General features: G+C 64.7%; 21 protein-coding genes and 1 pseudogene. 7 read left to right on the top strand and 15 right to left on the bottom strand.

The genetic code is table 11. The annotated features are described in order from the left end of the window. Nucleotide 1 precedes the first annotated feature (1 nt). The 4 genes and pseudogenes from C4K38_RS11305 to C4K38_RS11290 all read right to left on the bottom strand — a co-directional run bounded on the left by C4K38_RS11305 (nt 2) and on the right by C4K38_RS11290 (nt 5,675). Entirely contained in the window at nt 2-973 is a 972-nt protein-coding gene (locus tag C4K38_RS11305; RefSeq protein ID WP_053278406.1) for a Bug family tripartite tricarboxylate transporter substrate binding protein, read from the bottom strand. Between the two features lie 284 nt (nt 974-1,257). Further along, nucleotides 1,258-1,671: an arsenate reductase ArsC gene (locus C4K38_RS11300; protein ID WP_025804053.1), complete on the bottom strand. Its 414-nt coding sequence runs from the start codon at nt 1,669-1,671 to the stop codon at nt 1,258-1,260. A 224-nt stretch (nt 1,672-1,895) separates the two neighbouring features. Next, nucleotides 1,896-2,830, bottom strand: a pseudogene (locus C4K38_RS11295) (Ppx/GppA phosphatase family protein). A 340-nt stretch (nt 2,831-3,170) separates the two neighbouring features. Continuing rightward, the gene (locus C4K38_RS11290) at nt 3,171-5,675 is read right to left on the bottom strand and encodes a flavin-containing monooxygenase (RefSeq protein WP_053278405.1); all 2,505 of its coding nucleotides are present in this window, start codon (nt 5,673-5,675) and stop codon (nt 3,171-3,173) included. Between the two features lie 195 nt (nt 5,676-5,870). Here C4K38_RS11290 and C4K38_RS11285 point away from each other — a divergent pair, with 195 nt between their 5' ends. Further along, a complete protein-coding gene (locus tag C4K38_RS11285) occupies nt 5,871-6,902 on the top strand; it encodes an AraC family transcriptional regulator (RefSeq protein WP_053278404.1) in 1,032 nt (343 codons plus the stop codon). A gap of 34 nt (nt 6,903-6,936) precedes the next feature. Here C4K38_RS11285 and C4K38_RS11280 read toward each other — a convergent pair whose 3' ends face one another. Continuing rightward, on the bottom strand, nt 6,937-7,779 hold the full coding sequence (locus tag C4K38_RS11280) for a PhzF family phenazine biosynthesis protein (protein ID WP_053278403.1): 843 nt from the start codon (nt 7,777-7,779) through the stop codon (nt 6,937-6,939). Nucleotides 7,780-7,885: 106 nt separating this feature from the next. After that, nucleotides 7,886-8,590 (bottom strand): glutathione S-transferase family protein, encoded by a 705-nt coding sequence (locus C4K38_RS11275; protein ID WP_053278402.1) that lies wholly within the window; start codon nt 8,588-8,590, stop codon nt 7,886-7,888. Nucleotides 8,591-8,921: 331 nt separating this feature from the next. Here C4K38_RS11275 and C4K38_RS11270 point away from each other — a divergent pair, with 331 nt between their 5' ends. Beyond that, nucleotides 8,922-9,596 (top strand): hypothetical protein, encoded by a 675-nt coding sequence (locus C4K38_RS11270; RefSeq protein ID WP_025804059.1) that lies wholly within the window; start codon nt 8,922-8,924, stop codon nt 9,594-9,596. A 10-nt stretch (nt 9,597-9,606) separates the two neighbouring features. On the opposite strand, the gene C4K38_RS11265 is transcribed toward C4K38_RS11270, so the two are convergent. From C4K38_RS11265 to C4K38_RS11250, 4 genes are read right to left on the bottom strand one after another with little or no spacing between them, the layout of a single operon-like run. Then, a complete protein-coding gene (locus C4K38_RS11265) occupies nt 9,607-10,896 on the bottom strand; it encodes an NAD(P)/FAD-dependent oxidoreductase (RefSeq protein WP_053278401.1) in 1,290 nt (429 codons plus the stop codon). Continuing rightward, the gene (locus C4K38_RS11260; RefSeq protein WP_009048220.1) at nt 10,893-11,639 is read right to left on the bottom strand and encodes an amino acid ABC transporter ATP-binding protein; all 747 of its coding nucleotides are present in this window, start codon (nt 11,637-11,639) and stop codon (nt 10,893-10,895) included. The genes C4K38_RS11265 and C4K38_RS11260 overlap by 4 nt, the downstream gene beginning before the upstream one ends. Continuing rightward, nucleotides 11,636-12,292: an amino acid ABC transporter permease gene (locus tag C4K38_RS11255; protein WP_053278400.1), complete on the bottom strand. Its 657-nt coding sequence runs from the start codon at nt 12,290-12,292 to the stop codon at nt 11,636-11,638. The genes C4K38_RS11260 and C4K38_RS11255 overlap by 4 nt, the downstream gene beginning before the upstream one ends. 60 nt (nt 12,293-12,352) lie before the next feature. Next, nucleotides 12,353-13,114 (bottom strand): ABC transporter substrate-binding protein, encoded by a 762-nt coding sequence (locus C4K38_RS11250; RefSeq protein ID WP_053278399.1) that lies wholly within the window; start codon nt 13,112-13,114, stop codon nt 12,353-12,355. A 168-nt stretch (nt 13,115-13,282) separates the two neighbouring features. Between C4K38_RS11250 and C4K38_RS11245 the strand changes: the two genes are divergently transcribed. Both C4K38_RS11245 and C4K38_RS11240 read left to right on the top strand, forming a co-directional pair. Next, on the top strand, nt 13,283-14,059 hold the full coding sequence (locus tag C4K38_RS11245; protein WP_053278398.1) for an IclR family transcriptional regulator: 777 nt from the start codon (nt 13,283-13,285) through the stop codon (nt 14,057-14,059). 206 nt (nt 14,060-14,265) lie between these two features. Continuing rightward, nucleotides 14,266-15,321: a permease gene (locus C4K38_RS11240; protein ID WP_053278397.1), complete on the top strand. Its 1,056-nt coding sequence runs from the start codon at nt 14,266-14,268 to the stop codon at nt 15,319-15,321. A 142-nt stretch (nt 15,322-15,463) separates the two neighbouring features. Here the strand turns inward: C4K38_RS11240 and mnmH are convergent, their stop codons facing one another. Further along, nucleotides 15,464-16,567, bottom strand: a complete 1,104-nt coding sequence (gene mnmH, locus C4K38_RS11235) for a tRNA 2-selenouridine(34) synthase MnmH (protein WP_053278396.1) — start codon at nt 16,565-16,567, stop codon at nt 15,464-15,466. Continuing rightward, nucleotides 16,567-17,601, bottom strand: coding sequence for a selenide, water dikinase SelD (gene selD / locus C4K38_RS11230; protein WP_025804065.1), 1,035 nt, complete (start codon nt 17,599-17,601; stop codon nt 16,567-16,569). The genes mnmH and selD overlap by 1 nt, the downstream gene beginning before the upstream one ends. A 329-nt stretch (nt 17,602-17,930) precedes the next feature. Here selD and C4K38_RS11225 point away from each other — a divergent pair, with 329 nt between their 5' ends. From C4K38_RS11225 to C4K38_RS11215, 3 genes are all read left to right on the top strand, one after another. After that, complete coding sequence (locus C4K38_RS11225) at nt 17,931-19,214, top strand: ComEC/Rec2 family competence protein (protein ID WP_053278395.1); 1,284 nt, start codon at nt 17,931-17,933, stop codon at nt 19,212-19,214. 292 nt (nt 19,215-19,506) lie between these two features. Further along, nucleotides 19,507-20,463 carry a nucleoside-specific channel-forming protein Tsx gene (locus C4K38_RS11220; RefSeq protein ID WP_053278394.1) on the top strand — a complete coding sequence of 319 codons (957 nt, stop codon included), beginning with the start codon at nt 19,507-19,509 and terminating at the stop codon, nt 20,461-20,463. 23 nt (nt 20,464-20,486) lie between these two features. Next, nucleotides 20,487-21,530 carry a purine-nucleoside phosphorylase gene (locus tag C4K38_RS11215; RefSeq protein WP_053278393.1) on the top strand — a complete coding sequence of 348 codons (1,044 nt, stop codon included), beginning with the start codon at nt 20,487-20,489 and terminating at the stop codon, nt 21,528-21,530. 169 nt (nt 21,531-21,699) lie between these two features. Here the strand turns inward: C4K38_RS11215 and C4K38_RS11210 are convergent, their stop codons facing one another. From C4K38_RS11210 to C4K38_RS11200, 3 genes are all read right to left on the bottom strand, one after another. Then, entirely contained in the window at nt 21,700-22,656 is a 957-nt protein-coding gene (locus tag C4K38_RS11210) for a quinone oxidoreductase family protein (RefSeq protein WP_053278392.1), read from the bottom strand. A gap of 52 nt (nt 22,657-22,708) precedes the next feature. Then, entirely contained in the window at nt 22,709-22,882 is a 174-nt protein-coding gene (locus C4K38_RS11205) for a DUF1427 family protein (RefSeq protein ID WP_007930748.1), read from the bottom strand. Nucleotides 22,883-23,222: 340 nt separating this feature from the next. Next, complete coding sequence (locus C4K38_RS11200) at nt 23,223-24,002, bottom strand: AraC family transcriptional regulator (RefSeq protein ID WP_053278391.1); 780 nt, start codon at nt 24,000-24,002, stop codon at nt 23,223-23,225. Nucleotides 24,003-24,190: the final 188 nt, after the last annotated feature.

Genomic DNA, 24,190 nt, shown 5'->3' with positions numbered 1-24,190 from the left:
CTCAAAGCAGCCCGACCTTGACCAGCATCGCCCGCAGACGCAGGTGTTCCTCGTCGACGAACGTGCCGAACTCATCACCGGTAAGGATGCTCGGCGACCAGGCGTTGGCGTTCACATTGTCCTGCCAGACCTTGCTGTTGGTGGCGGCCAGGACCGCGTCGGTGACCTCCTTGCGCTGCTCGGCCGTGAGGTTGGCCGCGCCATAGACGCCGCGCCAGTTGCCGATGATCACGTCGTAGCCATTCTCCTTGAGAGTCGGCGCATCGATGCCGGGAACGCGCTCCGGAGCGCCGATGGCGAGCAGGCGGAACTGCTTGGACTGCACGTACTTGGCCAGCTCGGCATAACCGCCGGTGATCACCGTGATGTGCCCGCCCAGGGTCGCGGCCACCACCTCGCCGCCGCCGGCATAGGCAACGTAGTTCACCTTGTTCACCGGAACGTCCATCTTGCTCGCCAGCTCGGCAATGCCGATATGGTCGATGGAACCCTTGGAGCCACCGCCCCATTTGATGCTGGCCGGGTTGGCCTTGAAGTCCTTGAGCAAGTCCTCGAGGGTCTTGTAGGGCGACTCGTCACGCACGGCGAACACGTTGTATTCGGTGAACAGGCGGGCGATCGGCGTCACGTCCTTGAGGCTGATCTGCGGCTTGTTCTGCTCCACCGCGGTGACCATGATCGCCCCCACCACCAGCAGCGCATTCGGGTCGCCCTTGGTGCTGTTGGCGAACTGCGCCAGCCCCAGGGTGCCCCCGGCTCCGCCCTTGTTCTCGAAGGTCACGGACTTGGCCGTGCCGGCCTCGAGCAAAGCCTTGCCCAGGACCCGCGCGGTCTGGTCATAACCGCCGCCCACGGAGCCCGGGGCCATGAACTTGACCGTATCCAGGGCGAGCGCCGGGGTCGCGAGGGTGAGCGTGGCGAGGCTGGCGGCAATGGCCATGCCGCGGCTGAATCGACGCAGTGCTGTGAACATCAGGTTTCTCCCGAGACTATTGTTTTTGTTGATACCGGTTGAATGCGCCCAGGGCAGTCGCCCTGTGTGGCCTGGAGTTAAGTGTAGACGGCCAGAGGTTGGCGACCGCCAGAGGAGAGAGCCCGGGGTAAACAAAACGACCAGGGCCAGGCGCTCCCGCCAAGGGCGCGCCTGGGGAGTCTTGGTTCGGGGTGGCAAGGGGTTGGCCGGTACAAGGCCCGGCCGTGCTTGTCAGCGAGGGAGAATCAGCGATTCAGCAAGAGAGGATCGGTGATCCTTGCCCATCACGAGCGGGTTTTCACGGTGATGAACATATGCAGCCGATCGTGGATTTCCTGGAGGGTGTGGCGGAACGGTTCATGTTTGTCGCTGGTGACCGGGTCCTCGAAGTTCCAGACGATCACCTCGCCGGAGGACGGCATGCGCGCGGCCTCTTCCGAGGACTTGTCGCACAGGGTGATGACATAGTGGAACTGCTGCCCCGCGAACTCGTCGAGGGCCTTGCTGCGCAGCCCCTCGGTGTCGATGCCGATATGTTCGAGAGACTCCAGGGTGCGCGGGTCGATCTCGCTGGCCTCCAGGCCGGCACTGAAAGCGTCGAAGTCTTCGGCGTCGGCGTGGCGCAGCAGCGCTTCGGCCATCAGCGAGCGGGCGTCATTCCTGGCGCACACGAACAGCACGCGGCGTTTGTCACTCATGGTTCATTCCCCTGTTTTCAGACTGCTGGGATAGTGCCCCGGAAAATCGCACTTTTTATGACAGCCGTTTTTCGACGGCGGGATGCCGCGGCGACGGCGCGCAGGCGTTGCCTCGTCGATTGATTTCGGCGTGGCCGGCGAAGGATTGAAATAGAGCGACGGAACACCCTGGTGGGAACCGCTGGCCGGAGGAAGGCCAGCGGTTTGCAGATGACGATTGGTAATCAGTTGTTACATATCAGGCCATGCAGCACGCCGAAACGCAGCCCCGGCTCGGAGGCGTCATATGGGTGACGCCAAACACCTTGAACGCCGCCAGCATCACCGCCAGGCCGCCGGGCAGGATGCTCAGGCGATGGGACTGCAGCCCGGCCAGCCTGAGGCGTTTGACATGCCCGGCTTCCAGCAGGCGCAGCGACAGGCGCAACAGCCCGCCGTAGGTGATGCCGTCCTGGCCATAATCGTTCAGGCCGTTGGCCTTGAGCACCTTGGCCAGGAACCGGGCGGTGCCCGAGGAACCTATGGCCTGCTGCCAACCCAGCTGGCGATAACGCCGGGCGACTTTCTCGAACTTCAGGCTGGCCATGCGCTCGGCTTCCTGCAGGGCGTGAGCCGAGACCGCGCCGCCCGGAAAGTAGCGCACGCCGAAGGTCCCGCTGCCAATGGCGATACTCTCGGTCAGCAAGGGCTGGGCGCCCTGCCCCAGGATCAACTCGGTGGAACCGCCGCCGATGTCCACCACCAACCGCATGCTTTCGCTGCCCGGCACGGTATGGGCGACGCCGGCATACACCAGCCGCGCCTCTTCATGCCCGGAGATGACATCGATGCGAAACCCCAGGTGGCGCTCCGCGCTGGCCAGGAACAGCGGCGCATTGTCGGCTTCGCGCACGGCGCTGGTGGCCACCGCCCGCACCCGCCCGGCCTCGAAACCGCGCAGCTTCTTGCCAAAGCGCGCCAGCGCCTGCCAGCCCCGGTCCAGCGCCAGCTCGTCCAGGGTGCCCTCCTGGAAGCCCTCGGCCAGGCGCACCGGCTCCCGCAGGGTCTTCACTTCCTGGATCATGAACCCCTGGCTGCGCCTGACCGGCTGGCCGATCATCAGGCGAAACGCGTTGGACCCAAGATCAATGGCTGCGAACAGAGAGGCGTCGCCTTTCATGGGGGGATTCCTGGCAGGTTGATCAATCGGCAGGCCGCAGCCTGTCGAGCACCCAAGAGGGTTTGCGGCGATCTTGCCATGCCGTCGATGACGCCAAGATGACAGCCGCCCGCCTTGATACGCCCGGCTGGCGCTCCCCCAGGCCTGGCCCTGCCGCTGCCCGGTAACGGAGGGGGTTCAAAGGCTTTGCAGCGGCAAGGGAGCTGTCATCATTTGGTCATTTTTCGCAGCGATACTCGCGTTATCAGTAATGCGTGCTCTCCTTTAACGCTGCCATCTTGGGCGGCTTTTTTTTGCCCGAAAATCCTGGCGACAAGCTTGCCAGATCGGGAAAACCTGCCTACCCATCAAGGGTTGCGACATCCCCCACCGCCGCTTCTGCAACCATGTCGGCACAAGGCTCGTCACGATCCTCCAGGCGGCGACGAGCGAACCGGGCCGCTGAACGCAGGGCCTGCCTGGCCGAACGCAAGTAGAACGCCTGCAACTGAAACACATGCCACCTCGCCGCATGCACTTCCAGGCGACATGCCACGCCGCAGTGCAGCGCGCGCTCGGCCAGGCGCGTGGAGTCCGCCAGCAGCAACTCCTGATCCCCCACCTGGATCAGCAGCGGCGGCAAGCCGCGCAAGTCGGCGGTCAATGGGCTGTGCAACGGGCTATCGGCAGGCGCTGCGTAGGCGCGCAGCCCTTGCTCGAGCCAGTCGCGCCGCAGCATGGGATCGGCGTACTGGCGCGTAATGAGGGTCGACCCGCTCAGCGTCGCATCCGTCACCGGGGACAACAGCAGCAGGCCCGCGGCAACGGGCTCGCCCCGCTGTTGCAGGGTAAGCGCCAGGGCCAGGGCGAGAGAGCCGCCCGCGGAGTCGCCGGCCAGCAGGATCTGCCGCGCCGAATAACCTTGCGCCCGGATCGCCTGGTAACAGGCCAACGCATCTTCCAGGGCCGCGGGAAACGGGTGTTCCGGCGCCAGCCGATAGTCCGGTACCCAGACGGTCATCCCCGCTTCCCGGGCCAGGCGGCTGGTAAGGCTACGGTGAGTGCCAGGGCTGCCCAGGCAGAAGGCGCCGCCATGCAGATAAAGCATCACCCCACCCGCCTCGGTATGGTCCGGTGTCAGCACCTGCAGCGCTACGCCCGAGACGTGCGCCTGTGCCTGGCTCACGCCCGCGCAGCCAAACATCGACCACGACAGGCCGTTGACGATCCGCCGCTGTGTGGCAAGGCTTCGCGGCGGACCGATCAGCGCCCGGAAGCTCAGCCGCAAGAGTTGGCGCAACACGCCGGCACTGAGGGCCTCGAGGCCATCGCGGGGCTCGGCGACCAGCCGCCCGTAGACCTGCCCCGATTCGCTGGCCAGCACCCTGGGAAAACCATAGGCGCGCAATGCCGAATAACGGGTCAGCCAGCGATAGGACAAGGTGAAGCCCGGCCAGTTGGTGCTGTTGTGGCCCGCGGCGTCGACATACCAGCTCTGGCAACCGCTCCACACGGAACCAGCCAGGCGGCGCTGTATCCGTTGATGAAAACGCTGCTCCGTCTGCTCATCGACCTCGACGGTGGTGGCCGCAGCCTTGTGCATCGCGCGCCAGCAGCGCATGACATGGGATATCTGGCTTTCCAGCATGTAGACGATCGAGTTGTGCCCCAGGTTGGTATTGGGGCCATACAACATGAAGAAGTTGGGAAAACCCGGCACCGCCAGCCCCAGATACGCGCGTGCGCCCTGCTCCCAGGCGTGCTGCAGCGCTACCCCGCCGCGCCCGACGATCGTCATCGGCGCAAGGAATTGCGTCGCCGCGAACCCCGTCCCGTAGATGATCGCATCGACCGGGTGGTGCTTGCCGTCCAGCGTCTCGATGCCCTGCTCGGTGATGCGCCCGATGCCCTCGGTGATCAACTGCACATTGGGCCTGGCCAGGGTCTTGAGGTAATCGCTGGACAGCAGGATGCGCTTGCAGCCGATGGGGTAATCCGGGATCAGTTGCCGACGCAGCTGCGGGTCGCCCACCGACTGGTTCAACAAACGGCGGAACGGCAGGCCAACCGCCCACTTCATCAGCCCCTTGAGGCGGGTAAAACCCAGGGCCCTGGATTCGTAGCGCAGGTAGATGGCGGCACGATGCAGCGCCATGCGCCAGGGCTTCCTGGCGAACAGCTGCTGTTCTTCGTCGCTGTAGGCGCGATCGGGCCGGGGCAGGATGTAGGCCGGCGAGCGCTGGAACACCTTGAGCTGCGCCACCGAGTCGGCGATGGCCGGCACGAACTGAATGGCCGACGCGCCCGTCCCTATCACCGCCACCCGTTTCCCCGCCAACGAGTAGCCGTGATCCCAGTTGGCGGAGTGGAACACCTGACCCTTGAACGCCTGCATGCCTTCGAACGTCGGCAACGCCGTTCGGCTGAGCTGGCCAGTGGCGCTGATCAGCAAGGCGGCGCGATGCACCCGCCCACCGACTTCGGTGACGCACCACTGCGCACTGGCCTCGTCGAATCGCGCCGCCTGTACTTCAGCGCCGAAGCGGATGTGCCGCGCCACTTCATACTTGCGCACGCAATGCTGCAGATAACGCTGTATCTCGGCTTGCGGGGCGAACATCCGCGTCCAGCCGGGGTTGGGTTCGAAGGAAAACGAATACAGGTGCGACGGCACATCGCAGGCCGCGCCCGGGTAACTGTTGTCCCGCCAGACGCCGCCGACATCCTGCTGTTTTTCCAGGATGATGAAGTCCGTGACACCGGCCTTGCGCAGCGCGATGGCCATGCCGATGCCGGCAAAACCGCTGCCGACGATCACGGCGGTGAGTGGCGACGTCGATTGCGGGTCGGGTTCGAGTTGGGGCATACAGCACCTCTTTTCTTGTTTTTTTCATGGGCAGGCGCAGGTCTTCGCATGATGGGGTCCACGGCCTTCCCGGCAATCCCGATCAGCGTAGCCTGTGCGCCCATCATGCTTGCCCGGCCTCGCCAGGCCCATGACGTAAAGGGACAGATACTTTAGTATTCAGGCCAATTCCTTTCCCTTACCCGGGTAAAAAGCATGAACATGCTGGAGTTGTTGCGAGGGCCGGCCAGTGCCCTGCTGATGGTGGATTTCGGTCGCGAAAGAGGCTTCTCGCCTGCGCAATTGCTGGCCGGTTCGGGCCTGTCGCTGACCCGGCTGGCCGATCCCAACTTCGAGCTGTCATGCACCCAGGAACTGCGCCTGATCAATAACCTGCTCAACCTGTCGGGGCACCCGCAGGGGCTGGGCTATCAGGTGGGCGAGCGCTATCACTTCTCGACCTACGGGCTGTTCGGTTATGGCCTGATCAGCAGCGCGACCGCCGGTGACGCCTTGCAGCTGGCCCTGCGGTTCTTGCCGCTGACCTACGCGTTCACCCGGATCGCCTACCATGAGCAACCGCCGCTCGGCATCCTGACGTTCACCGAACCGGCGCTGGCGGATGAGTCGCTCAGGGACTTTGTGATCGAGCGCGACATGGCCGCCGCCGCGGTGCTGCTCAAGGAAATAGCTGGCCGCGAGTTCTCCCTGGCGGGTTTTACCCTGAAGAAGAAACGCCCGGTCGATCAGGTGGCCGCCAGTGCCGGCAGTATTCTTGGCATACGCCCCGACTACCTGGCCGACAGCAACAGCCTGGCCTTCGAGCGTTCGCTGCTGAGCCGCCCGCTGCCCCAGGCCAACACCGTCACCGTCTCGATGTGCGAGCAGATGTGCGCGCAATTGATGGAGCGCCGGATCCCCCGCACGGGCACCGCCAACCTGGTCCGCCAGTACCTGAACATCACCCCCCTGGGCGCACCGCCAGACCTGCCGAGCATGGCCAGCCTGATCAATCTCAGCGAGCGCACCTTGAAACGGCGCCTGCACCAGGAAGGCACCAGTTACCGGCACCTGCTGGAGCAGTCACGCAGCGCCGCGGCCCTGGAGCTGCTCGGCGACCCTGCGCTCAAGCTGACCGACATCGCCGAAAAACTGGGCTACAGCGACCTGTCGAGTTTCTCCCAGACCTTCAAACGCTGGTACGGCGTATCCCCCAGAACCTATCGCCACGCGTCCAAGGCCACTTAGACGACAGGCCGGGCGGACTGGAGAGCGCCCTCGCCTACAACCGCAGGCTGCCCTCGATACAGGTCACCGCCGAGCCGCCGATCCAGACTTCATCGCCGAGCCGCTCGACCTGGATGCGCCCGGCCCGGCCCATGCTCAGGCCCTGGCTGACCACGTAGGACGCCGGCGCCAGGCCAGCCCCCAGCAGCCATTGGGCGATGCCGGCGTTGAGGCTGCCGGTGGCGGGGTCTTCCGGCATGCCGTCGCCGGCGATAAAGGCCCGCACTTCGAACTGCGCCGCGTCGCCATCGCGTTCGGGGTTCCAGGGCGCGATCACCCCCACCGCGAGGCCCGTCAGTTGCGCGTAGTCGGGTTGCAGGTCGAGCACCTGGTCGCGCTCGGCCAGCAGCACCGCCAGCCAGCCGGCACCGTTGTCCACCCATTGCGCGTCGACTATGGCGCCGGGCTCCAGCCTCAGGCCCTGGCGCACCTGCTCCAGCAACCCGGCCTCCACCGGGCCGGACTTGAGCAAGGGCGGCGCGAGAAACGCCAGCTCGGCGCCGTTGCGGCGAATGCGCACCAGGCCCACCGCGCACTCCTGGACGATCTCCTCGCCCTTGGGCACGCCGCCGGCCTCCAGCCAGGCATGGCAGCTGCCAAGGGTCGGATGGCCGGCGAACGGCAGCTCCTGCAGGGTGGTGAAAATCCGCAGGCGATAGTCGGCCCGCGGGTCTTGGGGTTCGAGGATAAAGGTGGTTTCGCTGAGATTGGTCCAGTTGGCGAACGCCGCCATGCGCGCATCGCTCAACGGGTCGGCGCCGAACACCACCGCCACCGGGTTGCCCTTGAGCGGATCGTTGCTGAAGACATCCACCTGCTTGAAATCGAATCGGCTCATTGCGGGTCCTTGTCTGAATGAACGCGGTCAGGCCTGGATCGGCCTGACCTGCAAAATGGAAACCTGTAGCCGCTGCCGCTGCCTGCGGCTACAAGGTGCGGAGCGTTCAAACGGGCTTGGGAATTTCCAGGCCGCGGATCACTGCCGGGCGCGCAAGGAAACGCTCCAGCACGCGCTGCACGTTGGGGAAGTCCTTGAAGCCCACCAGGTCGCCGGCTTCATAGAAGCCGATCAGGTTGCGCACCCAGGGAAAGGTGGCGATATCGGCGATGGTGTAGCGCTCGCCCATGATCCAGTCGCGACCTTGCAGGCGGCCTTCGAGCACGCTCAGCAGGCGGCGGGATTCGGCGACATAACGGTCCCGTGGCCGCTTGTCCTCGTAGTCCTTGCCTGCGAATTTGTTGAAGAAGCCCAGCTGGCCGAACATCGGGCCGATACCGCCCATCTGGAACATCAGCCACTGGATGGTCTCGTAGCGCGCGGCGGACTCCTGGGCCAGCAGTTGCCCGCTCTTGTCCGCGAGGTAGATCAGGATCGCCCCCGACTCGAACAGCGCCAGCGGCCGGTCGTCCGGGCCATGGGGATCGAGGATCGCCGGGATCTTGTTGTTCGGGCTCAGGGAAAGGAACTCGGGGGACATCTGGTCATGGGTTTCGAAACTGACGCGATGCGGCTCGTAGGGCAGCCCGATCTCTTCGAGCATGATCGAGACCTTGACGCCGTTGGGGGTCGGCAAGGAATACAGCTGAATCCAGTCGGCGTACTGCGCAGGCCATTTCTGGGTGATGGGGAATGCGGAGAGATCGGTCATGACAGGCTTCCAATGACAGTCAGATGAAAGGCCGGGGCCCGGGGCCGGGCGCGACGGCGCTAGATTATAGGCATCGGTTCGCGACGCGCATTCTTAAATTCGAAACATCCGGTGGTTAAGCTTCCCGGCAGCCAGACAGCGGTGCGGATAAAGTAACGGGCCCACGCTCGCAGCCCCACGCCCGGATCGAACCAAAAGGCGTCCTGGGACTCAGAGCACTGCCTGCGGGCAGAAATACTCGTTCAAGACAGGGAAAACCACGCGAAGCCGGGAGCTCGCCGTGGAAAGGTTTGTCAGCCTTAACCGATTGCGCTGAAGTACCCACAATCAAATGAAGAATCTGCTGAGTTTCACCCAACGCCTGCAACGCCGGTCCTACGTGTTCTTTCCGGCGCTGATGCTGACCAGTGCGCTGCTGCTGTCGCTGGAATCCAGTGAAAGTCGCGCCCAGCCGGTGGACGGCACCCAGACCCTGATCTTCCTGCGCCACGCGGAAAAACCCGCCGGCGGCCTCGGCCAGCTCAACTGCCAGGGCCTGAACCGCGCCATCGACCTGGCCTCCCTGCTGCCGGAAAAATTCGGCAAGGCCAACTACGTGTTCGCCGCCAACCCGACGCGCAATGTCGAGGAAGGCGAGCTCGACAACTCCTACAGCTACATCCGCCCGCTGATGACCATCAGCCCCAGCGCCATCAAGCTCGGCCTGCCGGTGAACATCGAGTTCTCGGCCAACGACACCAGCGCCCTGGCCGACGAGCTGCTGCACGACCGCTATCACAACTCGATCATCTACACCGCCTGGTCCCACGGCTACCTGCCGGAGCTGATCAACAAGGTGGCGCGGGAAGCCGTCGGCGAAAAACGCACCATCACCGACGACTGGGCCTCCAACGATTTCGACTCGCTCTACGTGCTGACCCTGACCTGGCACAACGGCAAGGCCACCCTCGACAGCCGCAGCTACAAGCAGGGCCTGGATAACGGCGAGGAAAGCTGCCCGACCTGATGCGCCGCCCTCAGCGCAAGGCGTCCAGCAGGCGGTACCAGGCGATCCCCGCCCCCAGGTACAGGCGTTGCAAGCCATGCAGCGGAATCGGCCGGATCGGCGTCACTGGAAACGGAAATTCACTGCTCGCCCCCGACAGCCGCGCCGCCAGGTGCTTGCCCAGGGCCGTGGACAAGGCGATGCCGCGGCCGTTGTAGCCGAGCAGGATCGACAACCCCGGCTGCGGCTCATGCAACTGCGGCAGGAAACTCTGGTTCAACGCCACCCGCCCGCTCCAGCGATACTCGATGGGCGTGCCCGCCAACTGCGGAAACAAGCCCAGCAACGAACGCTCCAGGTGACGCCAGTCGCCGCTGTGGGTCGGTTCGGAGAACGGCCCGCGCCCTCCCAGCAACAGACGCCCCTGGGCATCCTGCTTGAAATACAACAGCAGGCGCCGGGCGTCGGAACACACCTCGCCATTCGGCAAGATGCTCTGGCGCAGCTCGGCCGACAGCGGGCGGGTGGCGATAATGAAACTGTTGGCGGCGATCACCGTCTGCCGCAGCCGTGTCCACAGGTCGTCGGTGTAGCCATTGGTCGCCAGCACCACGCGCTGGGCCTGGACCCGATGGCTCTGGGCGGTGCGCAGCTGCCACTGCCCGCCTTCGCGCTGTAAAGCCTCGACCCGAGTCTGCCCGTGAATCCGCACGCCCTGCTGCTGCGCCACCCTGGCCAGGCCGCGCGCATAGTTCAGAGGGTGCAGGCTGCCGGCACGCGGATCGACCCAGCCGCCGAGGTAGTTCTGGCTGCCGATGCGCCGACCGACGGCGGCGCGGTCGAGCAACTCCACCGCCACCCCGCGCCGGCGCCACTGCTCGGCGCGCTGCTCGATGGCCTGCAGGGAACTGGCGGAAAACGCCGGCTGGATCCAGCCCTTGCGCGTCGCGTCGCAAGCGATGCGATGCTGCTCGATCAGGGCGAACACTTCGTCAGCCGCGGAGCCGGCCGCCTCCAGCATGGCCTCGGCGCGGGCCGGGCCGAACTTGGCCAGCAGTTGATCCGGGTCGTACTTGAGCCCGGGAATCACCTGCCCACCGTTGCGTCCGGAAGCGCCCCAGCCCGGCTCACCGGCATCCAGCACACAGACGCTGACCCCGGCCTCGGCCAGGCGCAGCGCGGTCACCAGCCCGGTGTAGCCGGCGCCGACTATGGCCACGTCGGCCCGCAGGTCTTCGGCCAGCGCCGGGGTCTCGATCGCCGCAGTCGCCGTGGCGGCCCACAGGGAAGGCGGCAGGCGCAAGGTTTCGGCGGCCTTCATGCCTGCACCTCCGCGCCCTGGTTGAGCAGGCGCTTGAGGAAGTCCTGGGTGCGCGGATGGCGCGGCGCGCTCAGCACCTGTTTCGCCGGCCCGGCCTCGACGATCTTGCCGCTGTGGAGGAAACACACCTTGTCCGCCACGTCCTGGGCAAAGCCCATTTCATGGGTGACCACGATCATGGTCATGCCTTCGTCGGCCAGCTTGCGCATCACCGCCAGCACCTCGCCCACCAGCTCCGGGTCCAGCGCCGAGGTCGGCTCGTCGAACAGGATCGCCTGCGGGTCCATGGCCAGGGCCCGGGCGATCGCCACCCGCTGCTGCTGGCCGCCGGACAGCTCATCCGGATAGGCGTGCATGCGATGGGCCAGGCCGACCTTTTCCAGCAGCGCCTCGGCCCGCTCCCGGGCCTGCTGCGGGTTCTGCTTCTTCACGTAGATCGGCCCTTCGGTGACGTTCTGCAACGCGGTGCGATGGGGGAACAGGTTGAAGCGCTGGAACACCATGGCCACCTGGGTGCGCAGCTGGTGAATGGTCTTGCCGTGGCGGTCGACCCGCTCGCCGCTGACCAGGATGTCGCCCTGCTCGTAGCTTTCCAGGCCGTTGATGCAGCGCAGCAGGGTCGACTTGCCGGAACCCGAGGGGCCGATCAGGCACACCACTTCACCGCTCTGCACGCTCAGGTCGATGCCTTCGAGCACCGCCACGTTGCCGAAACTCTTGTGTACGCCCTTGATCTCGATCATGACTTTCTCCGGGTGCTGAAGCGCGCCTCCAGGCGACGCAGGGCAAAGGACAACGGCAGGCTCAGGGCCAGGTAGAGCAAGGCCACCAGGGTGTAGACGGTCATGTTCTCGAAGGTCGAGGAAGCGATGAGCTGACCGGCGCGGGTCATCTCGGCCACGGTGATGGTGGACACCAGCGAGGAGTCCTTGAGCATCATCACCAGGGTGTTGCCGTAGGGCGGCAAGGCAATGCGGAAGGCCTGGGGCAGGACCACCCGGCGCATGATCATGCCGCCGCGCATGCCGATGGATTCGGCCGCCTCGATCTGCCCCTGGTGAATGGCCTGGATGCCGGCGCGGAAGTTCTCCGCCTGGTACGCCGAATAGGCGATGCCCAGGCCGATCACCCCGGCCTGCATGGCCGTGAGCTGGATACCGAAATCCGGCAGCACGAAGTAGATGTAGAACAGCTGCACGATGATCGGCAGACCGCGAATGATGTTGACCACGCCAATCGCGAACAGCGAGATCGAGCGCACCTTGGACACCATCATCAAGGCGAATACCAGGCCGATCAGCGAGCTGAGCACAAAGGAGCCGGCCGTGACCTGCAAGGTGACCACCGCCCCTTTCAGCAGAATGGGGAGGAAGTCCAGAGCGTTCTGGAGAAACATAGGAGGACCTGCGCAATCAGGAGTGAAGCGACCCCGCCGGGCGGCCGGGCCACGGGGTGGTCAGTTGAGCTTCCACTTCTCGATGATCCGCTCCAGGGAACCGTCGGCCTTGATCGCCGCGATGCCGCGGTTGACCTCGTCCAGCGTCTGCGCATCGCCCTTGCGCACGATCAGGCAGACATCACCCATCACCACCGGCTGGTAGCTTTTCACCAGCTGCACCTTGTTCTGGATGCCCTGGGCCAGTTGATAGGCGACGATCGGCCGGTCGGCGAAACCGGCCTTGATCCGCCCCAGCGCCAGGTCGCGCAGCAGGTCGGGGATCGAGTCGTAGCCGCGCACTTCCTTGAAGATCCCGCGCTTGTTCAACTCATCGATGAACACCGTGCCGACCTGGGCGCCGACCACCTGGTCCTTGAAGTCTTCCATGCGGGTGTAGGCGGTGTTGTCGTCGGCGCGCACGATCAGCCCCTCGCCGTAGCTGAACACCGGGTTGGAGTACTGCACCACCTTCTCCCGCGCCGGGGTGCGCAGCATGGCGGCGGAAATGATGTCGATCTTGTTCGAGGTCAGCGAAGGGATCAGCGAGGCGAAGGTGGTCTGCTGGATGTCCACCTCGAAGCCGCCGGCCTGGCCCACCGCCCGGGCGGCGTCGATCATCATGCCTTCGATGCTCTGGCTCTTGACGTCGAGAAAGGTGAAGGGAATGCCGGTGGCGGTGGCGCCGACCTTATACACCGGCGCGGCGCCGGCGCTGGCGGAACCGACGAGGCCGGCGGTAAGTGCGCAGCACAATGCAAGGACACGAAAACGCTTTTGCATGGCGAATCTCCCATTGGACGATTTTATTGTTTGAAGTCCGTGATGGTTGGCCTCTGAACGTGGGGCAGGAGGCATGCAACCGACTATAAACAATTTACAAAAATCGTAAAGAGATTTATAAATATCGAATATCGATATTTAAAACACAAAAACCCCAAAGGAACCGCCATGAGCGACACCCCCAATAGCCTGTTCAATCAGTCGCTGGAAAAAGGCCTGGCGGTCCTGCGCGCCTTCAACGCCGCCCAACGGACCATGAACCTGGCGGAAATCGCCGAGGCCGCCGAGATCAACAAAAGCTCGGCGCAACGCATGATCCACACCCTGGAGCAGCTCGGTTACGTGCGTAAGCACCCGCAGACCAAACGCTTCCAACTGACCCCGCGGGTGATGGAGATCGGCTACAACTACCTGGCCGCCGACACCCTGGTGGATGTGGCCAACCCGTTCCTCGCCGAGCTGGCCCAGGTCACCGGCGAAACCACCAACCTCACCGAGCCCGACGGCCTGGACATGGTCTATGTCGCGCGCTTCGTGGCGCCCAAGTTCATCCCGATCCACATGCCCATCGGCAGCCGCATCCCGATGTACTGCACCGGCTCCGGCCGCGCCTACCTCAGCGCCCTGCCCGACCAGGAAGCCCTGGCGATGCTCCAGGCCAGCGACCGCCAGGCCCATACCCGGCACACCCTGACCGAGGTCGACGCGATTCATGGGCAAATCGTCGCCACCCGCCAGCGCGGTTACGCCCTCAACCAGGAAGAACTGTTTCTCGGCGACATGAGCATCGCCGCGCCGATTATCGGCAGCCAGGGGCTGCCGGTGGCTGCCGTGCACGTGGTGATCCCCAGCAGCCGCTGGACCCTGGAAGAAGCCGAACGCAAATTGGCGCCCTCGGTGATCGAGTGCGCGCGGGCGATTCGCACCTCGATTCGTACACTCTGAGTGCCCATGACACTTTTGCCGCCGTCAGCGATCGTCTGCGCGGCGGTCACAGGTAGGGATTCAGGGATTTGACCTGACACTCCGCGTTGCGAGGTTTACCACCGCTGCGCGGTCGATCGCAGCCTGCGGCAGCGGCTACAGTTCGGTGCGGAGCAAGCCGTTGCGCTAAGATTGCCGGCTTATTGTCTTTGTCCGGAATAACCTCGATGCCCAGCCTTGCCCCTGCCAGCCCCGTCCGGGGCTGGTCGTTCTGGTGGAAACCCGCCCTGTTCGTCCTGGTGGCGTGCGTCGGCCTCTACTTCGTCAAGTGGTCGCCCTACTACGCCAAGGCCTTTATCGCCGCCGACAGCCACAGCATCGGCGCCTCGATCATCAACGATCAGCCCTCCTCGCCTTTGAGCGCCGCCCTGGCCTACGCCCAGGTGTATTTCCTGGCGATCTGGAAAGCCGCGGTGCTGGCGGTGATCCTCGGCTCGCTGCTGCAAGTGCTGATCCCGCGGGACTGGCTGCTGCGCCTGTTCGGCCGCGCCGGTTTCGGTTCGACCCTGCGCGGCGGCCTGTTCGCCCTGCCGGGCATGATGTGTTCCTGCTGCGCCGCGCCCGTGGCCGCCAGCATGCGTCGGCAGAATGTCTCGGTGGGCGCGGCGCTGGCCTTCTGGATCGCCAACCCGGTGCTCAACCCGGCAACCCTGGTGTTCATGGGTTTTGTCCTCGGCTGGGGTTTCACCGCCCTGCGGCTGGTGGCGGGCATCGTGCTGGTGCTGGGGGTGTCGCTAGTGGCCCAGCGCATCGCCCGTCCCGAACAACTGCCGGAGGCGGCGGTGGAAGCCGTGGTCGAAGCCAGCACAGGCAACGACGGCGCCTTCTTCAGCCGCTGGGCGCGCAGCCTGTGGCAGCTGTTCTGGAGCACCATTCCGATCTATGTGCTGGCGGTGCTGGTGCTGGGCGCGGCGCGGGTCTGGCTGTTCCCCCATGTCGAGGGCGCGATCGGCGACAGCCTGCTGTGGCTGGTGCCGCTGGCGATTGTCGGCACGCTGTTCGTGATTCCCACCGCCGCGGAAATCCCCATCGTGCAGACCATGATGGCCCTGGGCATGGGCACCGGCCCGGCGGTGGCCTTGCTGATGACCCTGCCGAGCATCAGCCTGCCGTCGCTGCTGATGCTGCGCAAGGATTTCGACGCGCGGGTGCTGGTGACCGTGGCCGGGCTGACCATGCTGATTGGCGTGGTGTGCGGGTTGATTGGCGCGGCGTTGCTGTAACCGAAAGTTCGATGGCGTCCGCCTGGACGTCATCGCGGGCAAGCCTCGCTCCTACAGAAAAACACGTAACCCCTGTAGGAGCGAGCGGGCGGCGATCCGACTTGCCCGCGATGGGGCCAAAGGCCCCCGCCCTTCTACCGACTCAGCCCCGCTGGCTGGCCCGTTCGCGCAAATACTCCAGTACCGCCGCCTGCTCGCCGACGAACTCGATCCGCGCGCCCTTGCTTTCGCGCTGGAAGGCATACATCGGGTCGTAATACTCCTTGAGCAACCCTTCGATCCAGGCCCGGTGCAGGTCCACGCTGCCGCTGCGGGCCTGCTCGGCCAGGGCGGCCTCCAGCAGCTGGTACAGGCGCTGGTGACGCTCGCCCCCCAGGCGTTTGCGGATGTTGTTCAGGCTTTCCAGCAGGCGCTGGGAAAACCGCGCGAAGCCGTCCTCGCCATGCACCGCGACAAACTCCGCGCACAGGTCGATCACGTAGTCGCGCAGGATCCGCTCGATCCGCCCCTCCAGGCCATCCTCCAGCCAGACCATGGGGAAACGCTGCATGCCCTGGTACAGCGGCAACGGCAAGGCGCAACTGCCGATCATGCGGTTCTCGTCTTCCAGCACGAAGCGAGCGATGCCGCGCTCGCGCTTTTTCAGGATGTCCACCGCCAGGCGGTTCTCGAAGTCGATGTTCGACGGCTGGCCGCTGGCGCGCTTGCCGAAACTGGAGCCGCGGTGGTTGGCGTGGCCTTCCAGGTCCAGGCCGTTGGCCAGTTGATGGAGCACCTCGGTCTTGCCGATGCCGGTCATGCCGCCGAGCAGGACAAAATCACACTCGGCCACAGCGCCCTCGAGGGTGTCGAGCAGAAAGGTACGCATGGCCTTGTAGCCGCCGCCGACCCGCGGGTAGTCGATGCCGGCCTCGTCCTTGAGCCACTGCTGGACGATCTGCGAACGCAGGCCGCCGCGAAAGCAGTACAGGTAACCATCGGGGTGGGCCCGGGCGAAGTCGGCCCAGGCCTGGATACGCTCGGCCTTGATCGCCCCGGACACCAGTTGATGGCCGAGGACAATCGCCGCCTGCTGGCCCTGCTGCTTGTAGCAGGTGCCGACCCGCTGCCGTTCGTGGTCGGTCATCAGCGGCAGGTTGACCACGCCGGGAAAGGCGCCCTTGGTGAATTCGATCGGCGCGCGGGTGTCCATCATCGGCCGGTCGTTGAGGAAGATTTCGCGGTAGTCGGTGATATCGATGGGCATCAGATCACCTCGACCGCGTTGCTCTGTCGCTCAACCAGCTCACCGATCGGCGCCAGTTCCAGGCCGAGTTCGGCGGCCAGCGCGAGGAAGGCCGCATTGCCCTCGGGCGTGACGGCGATCAGCAGCCCGCCGCTGGTCTGCGGGTCGCACAGCACCAGCTTGTGCAGGGCCTGGATACGCCCGAGCTTGTCGGCGTAGCTGTCGAAATTGCGCTGGGTGCCACCCGGCACGCAGCCCTGGTCCAGGTAGTACTCGACCCCGGGCAGGCGCGGCACGCGATCGTAGTGGATGCGCGCGGTCAGGTTGCTGCCGTCGGCCATTTCCACCAGGTGCCCGAGCAGGCCGAAACCGGTGACGTCGGTCATCGCGGTCACGCCGTCGAGCTTGCCGAAGCGGCTGCCGGGTTTGTTCAGGGTGCACATCCAGTCACGGGCCAGGCCGACGTCGGCGCTGCGCAACTTGCCCTTCTTCTCGGCCGTGGTCAGCACGCCGATGCCCAGGGGTTTGGTCAGGTACAGCAGGCAACCGGCGGTGGCGGTGTCGTTGCGCTTCATGTGGCGCTTTTCCACCAGGCCGGTGACGGCCAGGCCGAAGATCGGTTCCGGGGCGTCGATCGAATGGCCGCCGGCCAGGGGAATGCCGGCTGCGTCGCACACCGCGCGCCCGCCGCGAATCACCTCGCGGGCGACCTCCGGCGCCAGCACATTCACCGGCCAGCCGAGGATGGCGATGGCCATCAAGGGGTCGCCGCCCATGGCGTAGATATCGCTGATGGCGTTGGTGGCGGCGATGCGCCCGAAGTCGAACGGGTCGTCGACGATCGGCATGAAGAAGTCGGTGGTCGAGACCACGCCGCGCTCTTCGTCGATGGCGTACACCGCCGCGTCATCGCGCGAGGCGTTGCCGACCCAGAGTTTCGGGTCGAGGTTCTGCGCGCCGCTGCCGGCCAGAATCACCTCCAGGACCTGGGGAGAAATCTTGCAACCGCAACCCGCACCGTGGCTGTACTGGGTCAGGCGAATCGGCTCGCTCATGGGGCACCTCTGGAAGTCGTGGAGCGGCGATTCTAGCAGAGCGCCCCAAGCAGAACGTCAAGCACAAGACTTAAGGCATATTGACATCACTGGCACGCCGGGGAGAATCGCGACAGCCGCTTCGGAATGGCACTGGCCAACCTGAGGCTCGACGGTTCAGAAGCGACGCTGTTCTCGACGTTGAAGCGCGACGATACCAAGACAATAAGTCGCACTGCCTTGGACGCCCTCTTCAACCTCTGCCACGACTGGCACTACCGGCCGGAATTCTGCAGCCTCGCGCACGCCCTCGGTAAGGGAAACCACTTGAAGACAAAAGGATTTCGCAGATGCACTCCAGAACCACCATCGAACGCACGCAGCATGGCGTGGGGCAAGGCGGGTTCCATACCTGTCGTATCCGTAGAGGGGGTCCCTACAACAGGCAGGATTACGAGAAAAAAACGACCTACGAATATGTATTCGACTGCGGCACACGCTCGGTCGGCCCTGGCAACACAGCCTTGAAGGACTTTTTGTCCCAGCATATTGAAAACTACAAACCTGCCAACAACATCGTGGATGCGCTGTTCATTTCACATCTGGACATCGACCACTACAACGGCGCGCAAATGTTATGCGGTGCGAAATCGGTTTCGCGCATCTTTCTTCCCTACTTCACCGTCGACCAGATTGTTTTCCTGATTGCCGACCAGGCCAGCAACGACCTGGTGCTGGCTCTCGACTACATCAACAACCTGTTGGCTATTGCCACAGGTACGCGCCGCCTGTTCGGCGTGCCCGTGACCGTTGTCGGTGGCGATGAGTCGCCGGAAAACCTCGATCCAGCGCCCCCTGCCGAAGAGCGGGGCGAACGCTTCCAGCCTGTCGTTATCCGGGAGGATGGGCAGGCGCAACCGCTGTCCGGGAATCTTCCAAGTGGTACGGATATCGCGTTAAGGAGCTCTCTGGAACAACTGCCCTGGGTTCTGCGGCCATGGAGTTACAAACAGAGCAGTGCGGCGCTGCTGGCCATGTCCAGGGCGATAGACAAGATCCCGGCACTAAAGGGCATCCAGACCCATGCCGGTACTGTTTCCAAGGCCCATATCGACGCCTTGAACGAGAAAGCGAATAAAACGGCGATTCGCAAAGCCTGCCGCACGATCATCAAGGATGCCAAAGGCACTTATGCCAGCAACCACAACACGCCCTCGCTAAGCCTTTACAGTGGCCCTCCCGGCCACGACCGGAGCGACTACCAGTTTCGCTACAGCGAACGCGGCGTCATCAATCGTGCCTTGAACAGGGACCCCGTCGGCTGGATAACCACCGGCGATTGCCTGATGAACAATCACTGGGCGGACTTCCGCGCCTGTTTCGCAGACGTGCTGACCCACGTCGGCACTTATGTGCTGCCGCATCACGGTTCCGTCCATAATCACTCGCAGGACTTCATCGACGCGATACCGGGGCAACTGGCACTCATTTGTGCCCGTCACGGCTCTGAAGACCACCCCTCGAAAACGGTGTTGAACTGCCTGTATGAAGTGGATGACCACATTCAGATAGTCAACGAATACTCGACCCGAGGCGTCAAAGAGATCGTCCATCTCCAGCACCTCGCTGATTGAACGAGGAACCGTCGGCAGGTGCCAGGCGGCAGCCTTGCGCACCTGCCGCCTGACACATGGCGCCTATGCCGCCGACATGTTCGCCCTTTCTTCGCGCACAACGCCCAAGCGCTGTGCAACGCACTGACCGAAAAGACAGCTTATTGGCCGGTTTCGCCTTTATTTCAATCAGCTATTTCAAGTTGGTACAGCATATGCAAACGTTTGCGAGGTCAGCCTAAGAGAGCTTTCGCCGCCAGTTCGGCCAGGCCGGGCCACTCGGGCTTCAGAACCGCACGAACAGGGATTTTCAATGCACCTACCTTCCACCCCCTCCGCATCCCGCCACACCTTGGTTGTTTCCTTGCTACTAAGCGCCGTTACAGGACTACTCAGTACTGCCACCCTGGCGCAGACCGACATCGTCGATAAGTCCGCCCAGGGCGAAGCCCTCAGCCCCGAAGCCAGCCCGCCAAAAAAAGGCCCCTACCTGTCGGACTGGTACAACCAGGACCTGACGCTGATCGGCAGCAAGGACATCAGTTTCGGCCCGCAGCCGGCCGACGATATCTACCTGGAATACGAGTACTTCGGCCGCAAGGGGCCGTTCGAGCTGTACGGCTACATCGACATCCCGAAGATCTTCAACATCGGCAACAGCCATGACAAAGGCGTGTGGGACCACGGCTCGCCGGTGTTCATGGAGCACGAGCCACGGATCTCCATCGACTACCTGGCCGGACGCAGCCTGGCCATCGGCCCGTTCAAGGAATGGTACGTGGCCTTCGACTGGATCTACGACCACGGCAGCAACAGCGCCAACCGCGCCAATACCCTGTACAGCGGCCTGGGCACCGACATCGACACCCATTCGCGGGTCAACCTGTCGGCCAACTTCTATGGGCGCTACCAGTGGGAAAACTACGGCGCCAGCAATGAATATTCGTGGGACGGCTACCGGGCCCAGCTCAAGTACATAGTGCCCATCGACAAGTTCAGCAACGGCGCGTCGCTGACCTACATTGGCTTCACCAACTTCGATTTCGGCTCGGACCTGCACAAGGACAACCCGGCCCGCACCGCCAACGCCACGGTAGCCACCAATGTGCTGCTGTACTCCTTCACCCACCTGCGGTTCACTCTGGTCGGCCGTTACTTCCACAACGGCGGCAACTGGCAGGACGGCAGCGAGCTGAATTTCGGCGATGGCGATTTCCGCGCCCGGTCCAATGGCTGGGGTTACTACGCTGGCATCGGTTACCAGTTCTGATCACTCAAGCAATGGAGGCTTTCATGCACGCGATGACCCGTCTTTCCCTTTCCGTGGGCCTGGCCTGCGGCACCCTGCTCGCTTCGACCGCCTGGGCCGCCGAGGCCCCGGCCACACCGATCAAACCCAAGGTGATGCTGATCACCATGTTCGCCCCCGAGGCCCAGCACTGGATCGAACGCCTGGAGCTGAAGCAGGAAGTGCGCGTACCGGGCCTGTCGGCGGAGTACCCGGCGATACGTTGCAATACCAAGGACGTCTGCCTGCTGGTCACCGGCATGGGCCAGACCAACGCCGCGGCTTCGACCCTGGCCCTGGCGCTGTCGCCGAAATTCGACCTGCGCAAAAGCTATTTCCTGGTCGCCGGGATCGCTGGCATCAGCCCGAAACACGGCACCATAGGCACCGCTGCCTGGGCCCATTACCTGGTGGAATTCGGTACCCAGTGGGAACTGGATTCGCGGGACGCGCCCAAGGACTGGCCGACCGGCTACCTGGGCATCAACACCAAGGGGCCGAACGAGAAACCACCGCTGGATTACAAGACTGAAGTCTTCGAACTCAACCCGAAACTCCAGGCCAAGGCCTTCGCCCTGTCCCGCCGAGTGACCCTGAGCGAAAGCAAGGAATCGGCGGCCTGGCGCCTCAAGTACCCGGCGGCCCCGGCCAACCAGCCGCCGGTGGTGACCCAGTGCGACACCCTGGCGGGCAACACCTGGTTCTCCGGCACGCGCCTGAGCGAGCGGGCCGAGGTCTGGACCCGCCTGCTGACCGACAACAAGGGCGAGTACTGCACCACCCAGCAGGAAGACAACTCGACCTACGAGGCCCTGCTGCGCGCCAGCCGCGAAGGCCGGGTGGACGTGCAGCGGCTGGCGGTGGTCCGCGCCGGCTCCGACTTCGACCGCCCCGAGCCGGGCGGCAGCGAGGTCGACAACCTGCTCAAGTACGCCGACCAGGGCGGTTTCGTCCCGGCCCTGGAAAACCTCTATCGCACCGGTAATCCGCTGGTGCAGGACATCCTGAAGAACTGGTCGGCGTGGGAGAAAGGCGTGCCGGAGGCGTAAACCCAGCCCCCTGCCTGCAGCCGCTGCCGCAGGCTGCGATAGGTCCGCAGGAGCTCAATATAAGCTCCGAAGGACCTCGGCGAACTCAAGATCGCCGCGCCCCTTCGGGGCGATCGCAGCCTTCGGCAGCGGCTACAACAAGCCACGCCAATCCCCTGATCCGCCACCCTTACGGCAACAGAATCACCTTCTCGCCACTGCCCCGATTCACCTCGTGATAACGCTCGACGCCCTGCTCCAGCGGCGCTTCGAACAGCCCCTGCGGTAATGGCAACAGCCCTTCATCGAAGAACCGGCCGAACTGCTCGAGCATGGCCGCGCAGGCCTGCACGCCGTACAGCAACGAGTTGATCCCGACCACCGAGCCGCCCTTGCGATACAGGCCCAGGGCCGGCAGTTGCACATGACCGTCCACCGGCGCGGCGATGATGGCGATCCGGCCGAACGGCGCCAGGGCCGCGACCGAGGCTGGCAGCCAGAAGCCGGTGGTGTCGAAGATCACCTCGGCGCCGCCGGCGAACACGGCGTTGACCTGGGCAGCCAGGTCTTCCGGCTGGTCCAGCTGCAGGGTCTGGAACCCCTGCGCCTGCAAGGCCTTGACCTGCTCCGGGCGCCGCGCGGCGGCCAGCAGCCGGGCTCCGCGGATCTTCGCCAGGGCCAGGGCGGCGCTGCCCACCGCCCCGCCGCCAATCACCAGCAAGGTGGTGCCGGCGCCCACTCCGCTGCGCTCCAGGGCATCCCAGGCGGTGGTGTAAGGCACGCCCAGGCTGGCGGCCTGGGCGAAGCTCAGGTGGGCCGGCTTGTGCGCCACGCCCTTGGCCGACAGCACCACGTATTGGGCATGGGAGCCGTCCGCGTAGAACCCCAGCTCCTTGCCGGTGCCCCAGACTTCCTGCCCCACCAGCTCCCCCGGCCCGTCCACCACCACCCCGGCAAAATCCCGCCCGGGAATGCGCGGCAAAGTGGTGTAGGGAAAACGCCCGAGCACGTTCTTCACGTCGCTGGGGTTGAGGCCGGCGGCCTTGATCTGCACCAGTACCTGATCGGCCGCCGGCACCGGGGTCGGCACCTCGACGTAGCGCAGCGACGACAGATCGCCGGTCTTGGAAAATTGCAGGGCGTGCATAAGCGCCTCCGTGGGCAGGGATAGAAACAGGGATAGACAGGATCGAAAGGCCTCAGGACAACCAGTTGCTCACCAGTTGCCGGCCCATGGGCCACAGCTGTTCGCCGGCAAGCATGCCGAGCAGCCCCACCAGGGCGATGGCCGGCGGCGCCGGCGAGCGAAAGTTCAGGGCGCCATAGAGCAGGCCGACGCCGAGGCCGATGGCGAGGGAGATGAGGTAATGCATGACGAACTCCGTGCAGGGCACCGCGCCTGGGCAGCGGCGATTGGGCATGCCGGGAGTGTAGGGAGCGCAGAATCAGGCAACCGGCCAAGCACTTCAGGATTTCGGCCAATCTGCTGACGGGCCGTGGCGGCTTGGTTTGTTGGCGATGCAGATACCGTGGCGAGCCAGACAAGGCGCTATCGCGAGCAAGCTTCGCTCCTACAGAAGAAGATATGCGGACAGGCCTTTATTTTGTGGATGCCGCATACCTGTAGGAGCGAAGCTTGCTCGCGATGACGGTGTACCTGCGTACCGCAGAGCCCGTACCACCTACACACTTCACGCCTACAGGAAATGCGGCTCAGGCGCGGGCTTCTCCAGCCGCGTATTGCGACGGCGCCAGCCCCAGCTCGCGGCGAAACATGTCGCTGAAGCTGCCGGGGGAGTAACCCAGTTCGCGGGCAATAGTGCTCACCGGCACGCCCTGGATCAGCTCGGCCGCGGCCGTGGCCAGTTGCACCTGGCGGCGCCATTCGGCGAAGCCCATGCCCAGGCCGTCCTTGAACAGCCGCGCCAGGGTGCGCACGCTGGCGCCCGCCGCCTCGGCATGGCGCTCGAAGGGAATGTCCAGGGAAGGCGCGGCCATCACCGCCTGGCAAAGGCTGACCAGGCGCCGGTCGGAACTGTCCGGCAGCAGGATCTTCAGCTGCGAGCGCCGGGCCCGCTTGAGTTCCAGCAAGGCCAGGTTCACCAGCGCGTCGTAGTACTCCGGCTGCGGCGCTCCCTCATGCTCCACCAGACGCACGATCAGCTCACGCAGCAGGTTGTCCACCTGCAACACCTGCACCTGGCTGTCGAGGGTCGCCGCCAGGCACGGGCGCAAATAGATATTGCGCATCTGCAGGTCGGTGACCACGCGGATCCCGTGGGGCACGCCCGGGGGCAGCCACACCGCCCGTTGCGGCGGCACCACCAGCGCCTCGTTCGGCGTCTCGACCCACATCACCCCGCTCATGGCATACAGCAACTGCCCCCAGGCATGTTCGTGGGGCTCGATGAACAGGCCACGCGGATAGGTGCGCGCCAGGGGTTGCACCGGCACATCGGTGTCGCTGAGGTCGGGAGGAGCGGCAAGGGCCATGGCCGGGCATCGTCGTCAAGCGGAAGGCGCCCATGGTAACCCCGCCGACCCGCCCGGCAAACTGGGTAAACATCCGAACAGGCGCTGCTGCAACAGCCAGGAAGCCGTCCGCATGCTTGCCTGGGCCCTGCCCCGGCGCCGATACCGTCGCGCGACAATCCGAGTGAATTTTTCCCTGCCAACGCGGG

Origin of the sequence: Pseudomonas chlororaphis subsp. piscium (assembly GCF_003850345.1) — a bacterium.
Taxonomy (GTDB): Bacteria; Pseudomonadota; Gammaproteobacteria; order Pseudomonadales; family Pseudomonadaceae; genus Aquipseudomonas; species Aquipseudomonas piscium.
This window is presented reverse-complemented; position numbering and strand designations above follow the sequence as displayed.